Raw genomic sequence first — 14416 nt, forward strand, 5'->3', positions numbered from 1 at the left:
GTGCCGCCAACCTGTTCAATTCACCTTGAGACAGATCAATCGTGCTCGAAATTGCATCGGAGTTTTTGTGGTGGCACCGGTTTGCGCGCACGCGCGAGGCTGGAAACCTGGAAAAGCAGGCGATCGGCGCTGGAACGGGTGTCAGCCGCTGACAGGCTTGAGCTTTGCCAAGCGTCCGCTCGTCGGCATCTTTTCCTTCAAGGTCTGTTCCAGAAGGTAGAGGGAGAAGTCACGGATAGGCATCGGTTTGGCAAAGAAATAGCCCTGGGCGTAGTCCACATCTCGGTTCCTGAGGGACGCAAGCTGGTCCATCGTCTCGACACCCTCCGCACAGACTTTCATTCCATGTGCCGAAGCAATGCCGAGGATCGCCTGAACAAAGGCGCCGCGGGCCGTATCGGTGGTGCTACCGAGATCATCGACGAACATCTTGTCGATCTTCACCAGATCGGGCTTGAGCGCCTTGATCTGGGCAAGGTTGGAATAGCCGGTGCCGAAGTCGTCAATTGCGATCAGGCAGCCGATGCTGCGCAGGTATTCCAGCGATTTTGCGATGCTGGTACCGGACCGGATCCCGGTTTCCAGGATCTCGCAGCACAGGGAAAGACCGGCTTCCGTCGCCATTGCAAAAACCGGCGACTGAATAACGGACTGGATCTGTTCGTCTTCCAGGTCCGCCTGGAAGAAATTGACGGACACCTTGAAACCCGGCCGTCCCGCAAGCAGCGGTTTCAGGTCGCGCAGTGCCTTGGCGATGATGATCTCGGTAAACTCCCAGGTCAGGTTCTCCTGCTGGATTATGTTCACGAATTCATCCGGGAAAAGCTTGCCCTGGGCATCTTCGAACCGGGCCAGAACCTCACAGCCTTCGCATTTCATCGTGTCGAGCGACAAGATGGGCTGGTAGTGCGGCTCGAAACCTTTGCCGCCGTTGGCGATCGCGTGACGGATCCGCCCGGCGGGACTGTGGCGGTCACGCACGATCCGTTTCACCCGCAGGAAAACGAGCGCGCCGGTGACGATGCCGAAGACTGCAAAAATTGCGAGCAGGCCGATATTTTGCTGAACGATCCGGCTGGCAGGGATCATGGTCAGGTAACACAGCCTGACATCGCCTTCGCCGCAGGCCTGTGCGTAGACGTTGCCGAACATCGGACCGTAGTTGTCGCGGTATTGCTTCAGAAGGCCCGCGTTTCCATTGGCGTGGAACAGAACCGTGTAAGGGTCTTCAACACTCGACACATAGAACATGTCGTCGGCGGCCGTTGCCAGGTTGCCGGTCTGGTAGAATGAAACGCCGTAGCGGCCCTTCTTGATCACTGTAACGCTGTCGACACCCTCGGCCTTGTCGAAGGGCACCCTGTACCAGGTCTCTCTGCCATCGCGGAACAGTTGCGCCTTTTCAGGCGGGCCGAAATCGTGGGCAGGTTCGAAACGTCCGAAGCTCGAAGAGCAGGCGGCGTTCGTGTCGCCGTTCGGAAAAAACCAGATATTGGTAATGTGATTGTCGTTGTAGACGAGTGTGTTCAGCGTTTTCAGGTGCGCGTCGCTGCAATCGTCTTCGGGAAGTCTTTCCAGGGCTCCGTAGAGCTTGTTTCCACGGTCTATGTTGGACTGCCAGATGCCAAGAAGGTCTGCTGTCTGTTTCTGCAGTTCGCTCTGCCCGTCATAGGCGACACCGGCCCAGGCTATAAGCAACATGACGGCAACCGTCGCGAGGCCTGCAAGAGAGCCTTTTAATAGTGGGCGGGTATTGGGCGAGGTACCGTGACGAGCCATTTCATTGCCAATTATTATTCCGCCCAAGTTGCACGGTCGGGATTAAGAACAAGTCAATTGTTAGAATTAACGGCGCTTAACCCGGCAGATTAATCGGCTTTTTATGTCTTTTTAGGGTGTTTTTTGCCTGAAAAGGCCATGAGGTGTCCTCAAGTCAGGCCGAAATCAGCAATCCGGGCAGGCGCTCGATGACCCACCAGGCCGACAGGATCGCAATCCCCGACAGAGCGCCGAGCCTCAAGGGTTGCAGGGCGGGTTTAGCTGTCTTTCGCAGAAGCAGGACGATGGAGAGCGTTACGGCGAGAATGATCAGCTGGCCAAATTCGATGCCGAGATTGAATGCCAGCAGCGCGGGTATGAGGTCCGGTGCGCCCCGGCCGAGTATGTCCGCAAGAACGAAGGAAAAGCCGAGGCCGTGCAACAGGCCGATCGCGGCGAAGACGATCACCGAGCCCGACTTCCGGACCATTGCCGCGATGGCCGCATAAAGAACGGAAGCGGCAATGGCCGTCTCCACCAGCGGGATGAACCATGGCCAGGAAGGTGTTGCCCCGAGGAAGGTGGCAATCAGCGTGACTGAGTGCCCGATCGTGAAGGCGGTGACGAGGTAAATCAGTCTCCGCGTTGCCCCGACGCCCAGAGCCAGCGCAATCACCAGAAAGACGTGATCGAGGCCTTCCAGAATATGCAGGGTGCCCTGGTGGATGAAATGCAGAAACGTGCTGAGCCGGGATCCGTCGAACCGCGCAGGTTCTTCCAGTTGCCCGGGAGCCGTGGTCGAAACCGAAGGGGTGATGCGGGTATCAATCAGGTGGTTGTCGATGGCTATGCCGGGCCCCGGGATCAGGGGAGCGTACCCGGACTGCACCTGAAGGACACCGGTCGGATCGCTGCTTTCCAGCCTGAGCGCGTAGTCGATGACTGCCGTACCAAAGAGCGGGTCTTCATTCGGGAAAGCTTCGCTCAACGCGGATTGGGCGGCAACAGCTGTGTCGATGTCCTGATCAGGTCGACTGGCGTGAACCGTAAACCCGATGATCTCCACCGGCAGGGCAAGGCCCGCCTGCGAAAAGACGAGGGCGTTGCGCAGCCGGTTTTCAAAGGCAGATCGATTGCTGTCGATTGCACCGAGATCAACCCGGTAGCGCTCACCGTCCGGGTTTTGCTCCAGGCGAAGAAACGGCGAGACCAGTGGTACCTGTTCGACCTGCGAGCGACCGACGAGATCCGAGAAGACAAGCGGAGCGGGCACCCGCACATGAACTGTAAGCGTGTCACCTTCACGGGAGACCAGAAGCGTGCGCACCTTGGTACCTTCCGAAAAATGCGCGAAGGCAGGCGTGAAGTTTGTCAGCAGAAGCAAGAGGCTGAAAAGGATCATCTGCCAGCGTTTCATGACCTCTCCTTCCGGTTGTCACACCGCCTTGGTCTGCGTCCCGGCCCATGCAGTTTAGCTGTGAGGGCGTGTTGCCGGCTAATTGTCATCAGCCTCTTTTCCAAATTCATCTGTGAGACGAAATTTGCAGGTGTTTACTTGACCTTGCGTCATATATGTTTGTCACTCTCTCCTGACAGAATGCTGTCAGGAGAGGTTTGATAAGGTGATCCTCATCACAGCGCCTGAGGAGACTTTCCATGACTTTTGCACCCGATCACTTCAACGTCTGGATGGAGATTCCCGTCTCCGATCTGGACAAGGCGGTCAGCTTTTATAACGACGTTTTCAAAACGGAGCTTAGACGTGTCATCGACATGGGACCAAATGAGATCGCAATCTTTCCGACCAAGGAGCAGGGTGGGATTGCAGGTCACCTTTACCCGGGAAAACCCGCGCAGAACGGAACCGGACCAACCATTCATCTCGCCTGCCCGGACACCCTGGAAGAAACGATGGAACGGTTCGCCGCCAAGGGGGGAGAGATCATTTCCGATCCGGCTGCCATTCCGGCGGGGCGCTTTGCCTATGGCATCGACCCGGACGGAAATTCCATCGGCATGTTCGCACGCTGATTTGAGACTGACAGGATGTCGGCTTCGCAAGGAGCCGGCATCATGAGACGCGCCGACCGCCTTTTCCAGATCGTGCAATATCTGCGCGGCGGCCGGCTCGTACGGGCACGTCAGCTGTCCGAATGGCTGGAAGTATCCGAACGCACCATCTATCGCGATGTTGCCGACTTGCAGGCATCCGGCGTGCCGATCGAAGGTGCGGCTGGTGTCGGCTACATCATGCGCGATGGCTATGAACTGCCACCACTCATGTTCACCCGGGATGAAATTGTTGCTCTACTCGCCGGTGCGCGTCTGATCCGTGCCTGGGGCGGGGCCGCCATGGCCCGGGCCGCCGAAGAGGCGATGATCAAGATTGACGCTGTCCTGCCGGAAAAGATGCGGGTGCGTCAGAACGAAGTCGAGATCCACGCGTTCGCGCCAGAGATGACACCGCAAATCCGCGCTCATATCGATTTTCTGGAGGCGGCTGCCGATGGCCGCAGGCGCTTGTTCGTGGCGTATTGCGACAGCAAGGGAGAGCCGACCGATCGTACGATCCGCCCTCTCGGACTGTGGTTCTGGGGCAAGGTCTGGACGCTGGTGGCCTGGTGCGAATTGCGCCAGGACTTCCGTATGTTCCGTCTGGACCGAATTTCCGAAATGCGGGAGACGGGAGACAGGTTTGATCCGGAACCCGGCAAGACGCTGAAGGATTTCTACCGGGGCATGGAGGCGGAAAACTACGGCAACACCGGGGGGTGACGGCCTGGCCGCAGGAGAAGGGCACCGTTACCGCGTTTTTATGGCACCTGCACGATCATATCGAGCCATGTCGCAATCGCCTGCAATGCGGTTGGATCGATGGTCGTTGCTATCCGGATATACTCGTTGATACGTCCGGTTTGCGTTGGTTGGAACAGGTGATTGAGGCCAGGCAGCGTTCTGACATCCGAGAGCGGGTGGGTGAGGGCTCTTCGCATGACAGGTGAATTCTCGCTGGCGGAAACCTGCAAGTCGTGCTCACCGAAAAGGGCCAGCACCGGAATGGTCAGGCCTGCCAGCTGCTCAAGCGGATCGTGCCGCGCGTAGGCGGAGGCCCAGGGCGTCGCCCAGACGGCCAGGTTTTGCCTGATCTGGGAACCGCTCGCCCCCGAGTTCTTCAAGGCCTTCGTGATGTCCTCGCGTAATTCTGCCGGTGTTCCGGATTTCAAAAGAGCGGAGCTGATCTCATTCACCGCGCGGCTCTGTCCGGCAATGACTTCATCGGACAGGCCTTCCGCACGCCCGATATCCTGAACCTGAGTGCGCATGACATCGGGAACAAGCGGCAGGGCAGGGCCTGCAAGATAAACATGAAAGGCGGCCGGTTCGATCTGCTGCGCGATCGGCGCGAGATAGCCGCCTTCCGAGTGGCCGATGTATCCGGTTTTTTCGGAAACAACACGCGGATGAGACTTCACATAGGCAAGCGCGGCGGCTGCGTCGCTCGCGAGATCCTGCGGGGTTGCTGTCGCAAAGTCTCCCGTGCTCCGGCCCACGCCGCGGTCGTCGTAACGCAGCACGGCATAGCCGGATTTCGTCAGGTGATCTGAAAGCACGAGAAAAGGTTTGTGGCCCGCAATTTCTTCATTCTTGTCCTGTGGGCCGGAACCGGTGATGAGTACCACTGCAGGAACGCGCCCCCTCCCTTTTGGCAAGGTCAGCTCGGCATCCAGAACGGCGGTGCCGGACGCAGTTCTGATCTGGACGGTTTCAATGGGGTAGTCGCGGACCTTCGGGTCCTGTGGCCGGTCGTTCAGTCCGAAGACCGCCAGATAGCCGGCAAACGTCGCCAGAAGCAGATCAATGTTCATCGTGGTGTTCCCCTTGGCTGGAACCTGCAGGCGACTGCATTTGAGTGTCGGATTGATCCATGGGAAGAGCCGTATCGCGCGTCGGTGTCCAGCCGGGAGGTTTCATGAGCATCTTCAGAGCCTGGGCGAGGGAAGGGGCATTGAGCGCATCTGTGCCAAGACGAATGAAGTCTCGAAAGTTGATGGTGATCGGATTGGATGTGTTGAGCGGATCGGTGATCCCGTAGACAACCTTGGCACGCTCGGGTGTGTAGGTTCCAAAGAGCCGGTCCCAGACGATCAGGATGCCGCCATAGTTCTTGTCGAGATACTCCGGATTGCTGCCGTGGTGCACGCGATGATGCGACGGTGTGTTCAGAATGCTTTCAAGCCATCCGAGCCGTCTGACCTTTTCGGTATGGATCCACGATTGATAGGCCACCACGACGGCAAGTCCTGCGATCACCTGTACAGGGTCGAAGCCGACAATCACCATGGGAATGAAAAACATCCACTCGAACAGCGCTTCGGTCCAGGCCAGACGCAGAGCCGTCGTGAAGTTGAACTCAGGCGAGGAATGATGAACGCTGTGATAGGTCCAGAATAGCCGTACCCGGTGCTCGCAGCGATGCATCCAGTAGTACGTCAGATCAGCGACCACGATCGCAAGCACCCATGTCAAGCCGTTCATGGGCAGGTCCCAAAGCGCGAACGGTTCTGCAAGGAAAACGGCAATCACGAGGATCAGCCCGTATGCGGTTCGTTCCAGCAGACCGTAGACAAGACCGATAATCAGATTTGCGCCGGTTTCCGATAGCGATTGACGGTAGCCGGTAAACCGGTCCCACACGGTTTCGGAAGCCAAAACAAGAAGAAAGACCAGCGCCAGAATTTCAATACCGTTGAAGACACCAGCCGCCTCCTGAAGGCGAAGTTCCAGATCAGAATACATGACACCTCACAAAGAACGAACGTTCGTTCTTTAATTGGGCGCGCGGCCCAGGATTGCAAGACGGCAACGAACCTGAAATGAACAGAGCAGAAGAAGAAGTCGGGCTACGGTCTTTCTTCGTAGCGTCGCACAGGAGATTCCCGATGGCCGAAACCAGGCCGCAATCCACCAGCCGTCTGGAAAAATCCGCTAAGCGTCGGCAGATGATCGTCGAAACGGCTGCGGGTCTTTTTATCGAAAAGGGGTTTCACCAGACGGGCATGCGCGACATCGCGGGAAAGGCGGGGATCAGCCTCAGCAATCTCTATAATCACTTCAAGGGCAAGAACGAGATCATCGCAGCCATCTCGGAGCTGGAAACTGTCGAACTTGATCCCTTGCTGAGGCGGCTTGAAGACACGTCAAAAAATCGGATGGAAAGACTGCTGGAATTTGGGGCGGAGTATTTCGATCTCTGTTCGTCGCCGGCACATGCCGCGTTGAGCGCGGAAATCGTTGCCGAGGCCTTCAGAAATCCCGAGATCGGCGGCCTGTTCGAACAAACCCGGGCCCGGCTCGTTCAAGCGGTTGCCAACTGCCTGCCAACGTTTGAAGAAAACCCTGCCACGTCGGCCGAACTGGTTCTTGGTTTGATCGAACGCGGTGGCCAGAATGCCGTTTCCAGAGATGTTTCGACCAGAAAACAGCTCAGGCAATCCATGTTGGCTTTTGTCGAACGCGCAGTTGGCACAGAGCTGAAACACGGTTGATCAACTGCTGGCAGTGTGCTGTTGGCGCGTTTTCTGATGAACGGCAGGCTTTGGCTGTGGAGATCAGCACTGCCAGGTCAGGCTGGTTCATTGAACCTGGAAGGAATGTTCAAGGGGGTGACCACCTGAATATCGCTCGTTTCGCCGGAGGGAGACGTGCCGATGCCGTGGTATGCCAGGAGATGACGAAACGCCGTGTGCATGTCTGACTGCAGGTCGTGATGAAGCACCAGCGTCAGCTGCTCCTGCCGGAGAAGCTCGAGATTGTCCTTGTCCAGATCGTGCGCGACATAGACCCCTGGTATCTGGCCCACCTCGGACAAGGCCTGCAAAATGGCCCTGTTGCCGCCTCCCATGGAGTAGACGCCGGAAATCGGCGGAGAGGAACCCAGCTTCTCGGCGACCTCCCGCCGTGTTTCGGGATTGAGACCGCCGCCGCCGCTGGCATCCACCAATCTGCATTCCGGGCGCAGACGATCCAGTTCCTGCCTGAAACCCTCGTAGCGCTCTTCCTCGCCCTGAAAGGTGTGCTGGCTGAGCGTCGTCAGCACCGTTCCGTTTGCCGGCAGGAGCTTGTGCATGAGATAGGCTGCGGTTTTGCCGGCGCTGCGATTATCCAGGCCAACATAGGCAAGCCGCCGGGATGCGGGAAGGTCGGTAAAGACGGTGACGACAGGGATTCTGCGGTCTGCCAGTCCTGCGATCATATGCCGGACTTCCTCTGTATCGCGCACCTTGAGGCAGATGCCCTGGCTGCCTCGCTTTGCGATCCGCTGCAGAATCGCGCTGCATTCGGCTGCCGACATGGTTTCGGTGAAAGTGAACCTGGGGCGGATCGCGATCGGATGCAGGTCTGTCAGCACGCTTCCACAGGCGAGACGCACTTCTCTGCTGAACCTGTTCGGCGCTTCCATAACCACATCGAAGAAAAGCCGCCGCCCTCTGGCAGCCAGCTGACCTTCCTGTTGTTCCAGTTCTGCAATCGCATCCTCAACCCTGCGACGGGTTTGCGGGCTGACATGTGCACGCCCGTTCATCACGCGGTCAACCGTGGCAGTGCTGAGGCCTGCCTGAAGGGCGATTTCCTTGATCGGGAAGCGATGGGTCATTTGATGGATTCTTGATGGAAAATGCCGATCCGATCAAGACCGATCCTGATAGCATTGCAGCCAACAAAATCTGGGAGGGGATCATGGACAAACGGGTCGATCATCTGGCGTATTTCAACGCCACCAGCTGCGATGTCGAGGACTTCAGGCAACTCGTGTCGCAAAAACTGGACGACGGCATCGTGCCGCACGCCTACAAGGTGGTTGCCGGTATTCCCGTCTACCGGGTTGCCGATCTGGAGACCGTACTCGCAGGTAGCGAAAGCCGTAGCCGGTTGATGGCAGAGTGGGCGCAGGTTATGCGGCAGCACTCGGGTGTGCTGGTGCTGGAGGGGGCATATAAGGATGTCACCCCGATAGACCGGGCAACGCAGGTCTACAACCGGATCATCGCCGAGGAGAAAGCTGCTTCAGGCGGCGGTGCGGATCATTTTGCAGCTGCCGGCGCAAATGACCGGATCTGGAACTCACTGCAGAAACTTTGCCTGGAAGCCCCCGATGTCTTCGTGGACTATTTTGCCAATCCTGCCATCGATGCCGTCTGTGAAGCCTGGCTCGGGCCGAACTACCAGATGACGGCCCAGGTCAATCTTGTACGTCCGGGCGGCAAGGCGCAGCAGGCACATCGGGATTACCACCTTGGTTTCCAGTCTGAAGAAGACTGCGCACGTTATCCGGCTCATGTGCACGACCTGTCGCAGGTCATGACCCTGCAAGGGGCGGTGGCGCATACAGACATGCCGATTGAAAGCGGTCCCACGAAGCTCTTGCCGTTTTCACAGCTTTATCGTCCGGGCTACGCTGCCTACCGGCTGGAGGCATTCAAGGAGTTTTTCGAACAGCATTACGTGCAGATGCCATTGCGCAAGGGCGATGCGGTGTTCTTCAACCCGGCACTGTTCCACGCCGCCGGCGACAACTCCAGTGCCGATATCCAGCGCATGGCAAACCTGCTTCAGGTGTCCTCGGCCTTCGGACGCGCCATGGAAAGTGTGGACAGGGATGCCATGTGCCGGGCGCTCTATCCCGTGCTCCTGGCGAAAACCGGACAGGAAACAATGTCAGGGACCAGACTGGAAGCGGCTGTTTCCGCGTGTGCGGAAGGATATTCCTTCCCGACCAATCTGGATCGGGATCCGCCTGTAGGCGGACTGGCTCCCGAGACACAGAAGCAGCTTTTCCTCAGGGCCCTGCAGGACAGAATGCCGGCAGCCGATTTCGAAGCGGCTCTTTTGGCCCGGGCGGAGCGCCGGCAAGCCTGAAGCTTATTTCAGCGCAGGGAAGCGTAGCCGCTGCCGAAGATTTCCCGCAGCAGTTTGCGCTTCATTGCCTCGGCGTAGTCGTCATAACTGGCTGCAACCTCGACAAAGGCACCCGGACCCCTGATCACATGGGTCCGATAGTAGCGCACCGGCGCTTCATCGGCCCCTGAAATCACCAGCCCGTTGACCGTAACGTCCTGGAAATCGAAGGCCCTGTAGGCGCTTTCCGGGCCGAAACCGTCGTTGTTGATGCCATCACCGGCAACATCTATGACCTTACGAACACAAGGTGCAGGTGCCTTGCGCATCAGGGTTGCCGCATGGCCGAGTGCATAACCGAGGGCGGTTGGAAATTCGGTGTAGCCTCGTGGTGAGCGTCGCAGGGTTTCGGCCGCATTCGCAGCGCTTTGCGCATCGGAAAGATGGCTCCACCCAAGCTGGAGCAATTGCTGGTATCGGCCGCTCCATTCGAAACTTGTAACCCAGATCCCGCCAACGGCCTCGATGGCCTGAACGACGTCCGGGTCTTTCAAGGCATCTGCCAGTCCGTTGAGCTGCAAGGTGTGTTCGCGCGCATCGACGCTGGCCGAACCGTCCATCGCCAGAACCAGCGACAGGGAACACGCGGCTACAGGACCTGGCAGGAGCAGCAAGGAAAGAAAAGAGAAGAGACCAATGACCTGACGAAAAGTCTTGCGCGCCGCGCTTTGTCCGCGGTGGCAGTCGGTATGTGAGATCCAACAGCAGTCCGTCATGAACCCATTCTAGAGGATAGGGGCGACAAGGGAATGCTTTTACGACGCGCTTTTGGCTCAGAAACGATCATATTCTAGGCATAGAGCCGAGCGCAGCGGGCCAGCTGAAAGGGCGGGATCCAGCTGTTTCTGTTCCATACCGCAAATCGTTCCGGAAATGCCGCCAGTCATCAGGCAGGATGCGCAAAGGGGTGATATTGTTCGTCCGAGCCATGTTGCACTGCAAATTTTTTGGCTTAGGCTCTTGATCCTGCTGAAACATCTGGGCAGGGTTAGGGCATGTATGCATCCCATGGATTTCTGCGGTCGGACATTGGCGACGTCGATGTCGTTTATCACGACGGCATCTATCATCTGTTCCATCTGGTGCTGCCCAATCACGATTTCATCGCGCACGCCGTCAGCACGGACGGCATGACATGGCGCCGGGTCAAGAATGCACTTTTCGTCGGTGAACCGGGCGAATGGGATGATGACATGCTCTGGACGATGCATGTGACGCCCGATCCGGACCGGCAGGGCGAGTGGCGCATGTTCTACACCGGCCTTGCGCGGGCGGAATATGGCAGGGTGCAGCGGGTCGGGTTGGCGCGGTCCAAGGATCTCTACACCTGGGAACGCTGCAATCACGGCAATTATCCCCTGCAGGTGCCGGGCCCGCTTTACGAGAGCACTGTAGACGAAGGCCGGAAGTGGGTCAGTTTCCGCGATCCGTTCTTCTATGTCGACCAAGACACAGGCGAACGCCTGCTGCTGGCCTCTGCCCGTGTCAAGGAAGGGCCGGTCATACGGCGCGGCTGCGTCGGGCTCGCCCGCGAGACCAAACCGGACAAATTCACGTTCGAGCCACCTCTTTATCGGCCCGGTCTTTATGACGACGTCGAGGTGCCGAACCTGTTTCGTCTCGACGGCCGCTATTACCTGATGGGATCGATCCGCGAAGACACCAAGATCCACTACTGGTATGCGGAGACGATTGAGGGCCCATACCAGAACTTCTTCGACAACGTGATCCTGCCGACGGGCAATTATGCCGGCCGTATTTGCCGAACCAGCGACCGTTTGCTTCTGTTCAATTTCTTTTCCAAGACCGAATACGTCTACGGGCGCGAGGTCGTGAAGAAGCTGTTGCCGCCGCCGAAGGAACTGGTGACGGACAGTGCCGGCAGGCTCAAGCTGAAATCGAATTCGGACTTCAACGATCTGGTGACGCATCGCCAGGTCGTGACTGCGTCCTACCAGTGCAAGGCACTGTATTCCAACACACATGCGTCGGCGATCGATCGGCCCGACGGGCTGCATCTGAGCTGCAAGAGCGGGTACGAAGCTTTCATGCTGCCGGGCAAGCATGAGGATTTCCGCCTCAAGGCACAGCTGATGCTGGAGGGACTGGGCAAAACCGGTCTTGTGCTGAGGATGAACGACGAGGGTGACGGTTATTACCTGTCTCTGGATCTCGTCAACGGCATTGCCCAGATGCGGGCTTGGGGGGCAAACCCGACACCTGAGTTCGAACATGCCTTCCGCTACGAGCCGCTTCAGGAAGCGCATTTCAGGGGCAGCGATCATGGCCCCTGGCAGATCGAGGTTGTGGCGCACGGCCTTTATTTCGAGTTTTCCATCGATGGCTATGTGGTGTTGTCGCTGGTTGACGACAGTTTCATCGAAGGCGGTATCGGCTTCTACACCGAAAGCGCGGCCGTCTGCCTGAAGGACCTTGTGGTTGAAACATTGAGCCGTCCGGTAACGGAGCACACGGTCGAACCGGCATATTCCGTCACGCACAGGGCGCCCGATCAGGAAGGGGAGGGCCGGTGACCGGCGAGACGGGCAAGAGTGATACCTGGCTTCTGGTCAGCGACATCGATGACACCCTGACCGGTAACCGGACCGATCTGGAGCGACTTTGGCATCAGTTGAAGAACGCCAAGTCGCACCTGAAACTGGCTCTAAACTCCAGCCGACCGGCCGCCAGTGTCGACCAGACCCTTGCCGACTACTTCCCCGAAGGCTTCGAACCGGACGCGATTATCACCGGTTTGGGAACCGAAATCCGTCTGGACCGTTTCTTTCTGGAAAGCTGGCAAAGCCGGTTTATCGACTGGCCTGACGAGGAAGTTCGCAAAATCGTCCGGAAACTGGGGTATGATGCGCACGACGACAAGTTCCAGACGGACGGAAAGGCGAGCTTCGCCGTTCCGGGAAAAGACGGCGTGGACGCGATTCTTTCCGCACTCCGGGACGAGGGCATCCCGTTCAGGCACATCTATTCAGGGACCAGTGACCTGGACATTCTCGCCCCCGGCGCAGGCAAGGACACTGCCATGCGCCATCTGGCAAGCCATCTTGGCATTCCGATGGAGCGAACGATCGCTGCCGGTGATTCCGGTAATGACCTTGCGCTGTTCGAAGCAGCGGGCAAGGCAATCGCGGTCGGCAATGCCCGCCAGGAACTTCTATCAACCCTGCCGCGGCACAAGACCTATCTGGCATCCGCCCACCATGCGGCCGGCGTGCTGGAAGGGCTGACGGTAATGGGCCTGCTGCCGCAATCGGCAGTCTGATCCGGCCTTTCGAGAGGCTGCTGCCTGCTGCAACGTCGGCGGGCCGATGAGCAAAAAGAGCAAAAGAACGCCTGGGTAGATGGAGATCAAGACACACGAACAAGGTAACGACACATGAACAAGCACAATATCGGTTCCCTTCTGATGATCTCGCTGCACGGTTACGTGGCCGGATCACCGGAACTGGGTAAACCGGATACGGGCGGCCAGGTGGTCTTCGTACTGGAGCTGGCAAAACGGTTCGCGCGGCTCGGCTACAGGGTCGATGTCATGACGCGCCAGTTCGAAGACCAGCCGGCCGAGGATATCATCAATGAAAACCTGCGCGTCGTGCGCGTTCCTTTCGGAGGATCCGATTTCATCCGGAAGGAGGACATGCACGACTGGTACGGTGACTTCGTCACCAATGCGCTGGCGATGATCCGTCATCGCAAGTTGCATTATGACGTGATCAACTCTCATTACTGGGATGCAGGTGTCGCCGGCCAGAAAATCGCCGAGGAGCTGCAGGTTCCGCACATCCACACGCCGCACTCCCTCGGTTGGTGGAAAGAACACGACATGGTGGGAGCGGGTGAAGAAGAGATGGCCGGGTACCGCTTCAAGGAGCGGATCCAGAAGGAATTCGTTCTTTACCGCAACTGCGACCACATCATCGCGACGACCGAGCAGCAAACGGACCTGATCGTCGAGCAATACCAGCTGCCGCGTGAGCATATCACCATGATCCCGCCGGGCATCGACGAAGGCCGGTTTACGCCCGCAACACCGGATGTTGTCGCGGAAGCGCGCCGGAAGCACGATTTCAAGGAAACGGATATCTACGTCGTTGGCAGGGCAGCAGAAAACAAGGGCTATGACCTGATCATCGAAGCCTTGCCGAGCCTCCTGAAACTGCAGCCCGAAGCACGCCTTGTGCTTGCCGCCGGTGCCAATTCGGACAGCGACAAGGCGCTGCTCGCGCAATGGAAGGAAGTCGCTTCTTCCCTGGGCGTGTCCGATGCCATCAGCTGGCGCGGTTACGTCGAGGATGAAGATCTGGCCGATTTCTATCGTGGTCCGGGTATCTTCGCACTTCCCTCCCGCTATGAGCCTTTCGGCATGACCGCCGTGGAAGCGATGGCCTGCGGAACGCCGACTGTGGTGACGATTCACGGCGGCCTGTTCGACCAGATCGAATTTGGGCGACATGCGCTGGTGGCCGATCCCAAGCGACCAGAAGAGTTTGCGGCCATGCTGAACATGCCGATGCAATACTCCTGGATGCGCGAAACCCTCTCGGTGGAGGGCGCTCGCTTCGCACGCCGCGTGTTCGGCTGGACAGGGATCGCCCGGCGGACGCTGCAGGTGTTCGAGCAGTTCAAGGGCCGTTACGACGACCTGCAGACGGACGAAGTGGCGCTGGGCTGACAAGGCGGCGGA

The 14416-nt window shown here is 58.3% G+C and carries 13 protein-coding genes; 7 read left to right on the plus strand and 6 right to left on the minus strand.

Annotated elements, in window-relative coordinates; translation table 11 throughout:
- Window positions 1–141: 141 nt before the first annotated feature.
- Window positions 142–1701: an EAL domain-containing protein gene (locus Q666_RS65185; protein WP_022997849.1), complete on the minus strand. Its 1560-nt coding sequence runs from the start codon at window positions 1699–1701 to the stop codon at window positions 142–144.
- A gap of 232 nt (window positions 1702–1933) precedes the next feature.
- A complete protein-coding gene (locus tag Q666_RS65190; protein WP_023014601.1) occupies window positions 1934–3175 on the minus strand; it encodes a HupE/UreJ family protein in 1242 nt (413 codons plus the stop codon).
- Between the two features lie 239 nt (window positions 3176–3414).
- Between Q666_RS65190 and Q666_RS58190 the strand changes: the two genes are divergently transcribed.
- Both Q666_RS58190 and Q666_RS58195 read left to right on the plus strand, forming a co-directional pair.
- Window positions 3415–3789, plus strand: a complete 375-nt coding sequence (locus Q666_RS58190; RefSeq protein ID WP_022997847.1) for a VOC family protein — start codon at window positions 3415–3417, stop codon at window positions 3787–3789.
- A gap of 42 nt (window positions 3790–3831) precedes the next feature.
- A complete protein-coding gene (locus Q666_RS58195) occupies window positions 3832–4533 on the plus strand; it encodes a YafY family protein (protein ID WP_031268126.1) in 702 nt (233 codons plus the stop codon).
- Window positions 4534–4571: 38 nt separating this feature from the next.
- Here Q666_RS58195 and Q666_RS58200 read toward each other — a convergent pair whose 3' ends face one another.
- Window positions 4572–5624 (minus strand): alpha/beta fold hydrolase, encoded by a 1053-nt coding sequence (locus Q666_RS58200; protein WP_022997845.1) that lies wholly within the window; start codon window positions 5622–5624, stop codon window positions 4572–4574.
- Window positions 5614–6555: a sterol desaturase family protein gene (locus tag Q666_RS58205; protein ID WP_022997844.1), complete on the minus strand. Its 942-nt coding sequence runs from the start codon at window positions 6553–6555 to the stop codon at window positions 5614–5616. Before Q666_RS58205 ends, Q666_RS58200 begins: the two co-directional genes overlap by 11 nt.
- Before the next feature lie 143 nt (window positions 6556–6698).
- Here Q666_RS58205 and Q666_RS0134025 point away from each other — a divergent pair, with 143 nt between their 5' ends.
- Window positions 6699–7304, plus strand: a complete 606-nt coding sequence (locus Q666_RS0134025) for a TetR/AcrR family transcriptional regulator (protein ID WP_022997843.1) — start codon at window positions 6699–6701, stop codon at window positions 7302–7304.
- 77 nt (window positions 7305–7381) lie between these two features.
- Here the strand turns inward: Q666_RS0134025 and Q666_RS58210 are convergent, their stop codons facing one another.
- Window positions 7382–8413 carry a LacI family DNA-binding transcriptional regulator gene (locus Q666_RS58210; protein ID WP_022997842.1) on the minus strand — a complete coding sequence of 344 codons (1032 nt, stop codon included), beginning with the start codon at window positions 8411–8413 and terminating at the stop codon, window positions 7382–7384.
- An 83-nt stretch (window positions 8414–8496) separates the two neighbouring features.
- Between Q666_RS58210 and Q666_RS58215 the strand changes: the two genes are divergently transcribed.
- Entirely contained in the window at window positions 8497–9675 is a 1179-nt protein-coding gene (locus tag Q666_RS58215) for a phytanoyl-CoA dioxygenase family protein (protein WP_031268122.1), read from the plus strand.
- Between the two features lie 8 nt (window positions 9676–9683).
- Here Q666_RS58215 and Q666_RS58220 read toward each other — a convergent pair whose 3' ends face one another.
- Window positions 9684–10430 carry a DUF1194 domain-containing protein gene (locus Q666_RS58220; RefSeq protein ID WP_022997840.1) on the minus strand — a complete coding sequence of 249 codons (747 nt, stop codon included), beginning with the start codon at window positions 10428–10430 and terminating at the stop codon, window positions 9684–9686.
- Window positions 10431–10709: 279 nt separating this feature from the next.
- On the opposite strand from Q666_RS58220, the gene Q666_RS58225 reads away from it, so the two are divergent.
- The 3 genes from Q666_RS58225 to Q666_RS58235 all read left to right on the plus strand — a co-directional run bounded on the left by Q666_RS58225 (window position 10710) and on the right by Q666_RS58235 (window position 14404).
- Window positions 10710–12248, plus strand: a complete 1539-nt coding sequence (locus tag Q666_RS58225) for a glycosyhydrolase (protein ID WP_022997839.1) — start codon at window positions 10710–10712, stop codon at window positions 12246–12248.
- The gene (locus Q666_RS58230; RefSeq protein ID WP_022997838.1) at window positions 12245–12994 is read left to right on the plus strand and encodes an HAD-IIB family hydrolase; all 750 of its coding nucleotides are present in this window, start codon (window positions 12245–12247) and stop codon (window positions 12992–12994) included. Before Q666_RS58225 ends, Q666_RS58230 begins: the two co-directional genes overlap by 4 nt.
- A 114-nt stretch (window positions 12995–13108) precedes the next feature.
- Entirely contained in the window at window positions 13109–14404 is a 1296-nt protein-coding gene (locus Q666_RS58235; protein ID WP_022997837.1) for a glycosyltransferase, read from the plus strand.
- The last annotated feature ends 12 nt before the right edge of the window (window positions 14405–14416 follow it).

The sequence above is a fragment of the Labrenzia sp. C1B70 genome (assembly GCF_000475395.1).
Lineage (GTDB): Bacteria > Pseudomonadota > Alphaproteobacteria > Rhizobiales > Stappiaceae > Roseibium > Roseibium algicola.

Coding starts and splice junctions, on each gene's coding strand:
- Q666_RS58210 (WP_022997842.1), bottom strand. CDS start 8,413: ATGACCCATCGCTTCCCGATCAAGGAAATCGCCCTTCAGGCAGGCCTC.
- Q666_RS58215 (WP_031268122.1), top strand. CDS start 8,497: ATGGACAAACGGGTCGATCATCTGGCGTATTTCAACGCCACCAGCTGC.
- Q666_RS65190 (WP_023014601.1), bottom strand. CDS start 3,175: ATGAAACGCTGGCAGATGATCCTTTTCAGCCTCTTGCTTCTGCTGACA.
- Q666_RS65185 (WP_022997849.1), bottom strand. CDS start 1,701: ATGTTGCTTATAGCCTGGGCCGGTGTCGCCTATGACGGGCAGAGCGAA.
- Q666_RS0134025 (WP_022997843.1), top strand. CDS start 6,699: ATGGCCGAAACCAGGCCGCAATCCACCAGCCGTCTGGAAAAATCCGCT.
- Q666_RS58235 (WP_022997837.1), top strand. CDS start 13,109: ATGAACAAGCACAATATCGGTTCCCTTCTGATGATCTCGCTGCACGGT.
- Q666_RS58220 (WP_022997840.1), bottom strand. CDS start 10,430: ATGACGGACTGCTGTTGGATCTCACATACCGACTGCCACCGCGGACAA.
- Q666_RS58205 (WP_022997844.1), bottom strand. CDS start 6,555: ATGTATTCTGATCTGGAACTTCGCCTTCAGGAGGCGGCTGGTGTCTTC.
- Q666_RS58195 (WP_031268126.1), top strand. CDS start 3,832: ATGAGACGCGCCGACCGCCTTTTCCAGATCGTGCAATATCTGCGCGGC.
- Q666_RS58200 (WP_022997845.1), bottom strand. CDS start 5,624: ATGAACATTGATCTGCTTCTGGCGACGTTTGCCGGCTATCTGGCGGTC.
- Q666_RS58190 (WP_022997847.1), top strand. CDS start 3,415: ATGACTTTTGCACCCGATCACTTCAACGTCTGGATGGAGATTCCCGTC.
- Q666_RS58225 (WP_022997839.1), top strand. CDS start 10,710: ATGTATGCATCCCATGGATTTCTGCGGTCGGACATTGGCGACGTCGAT.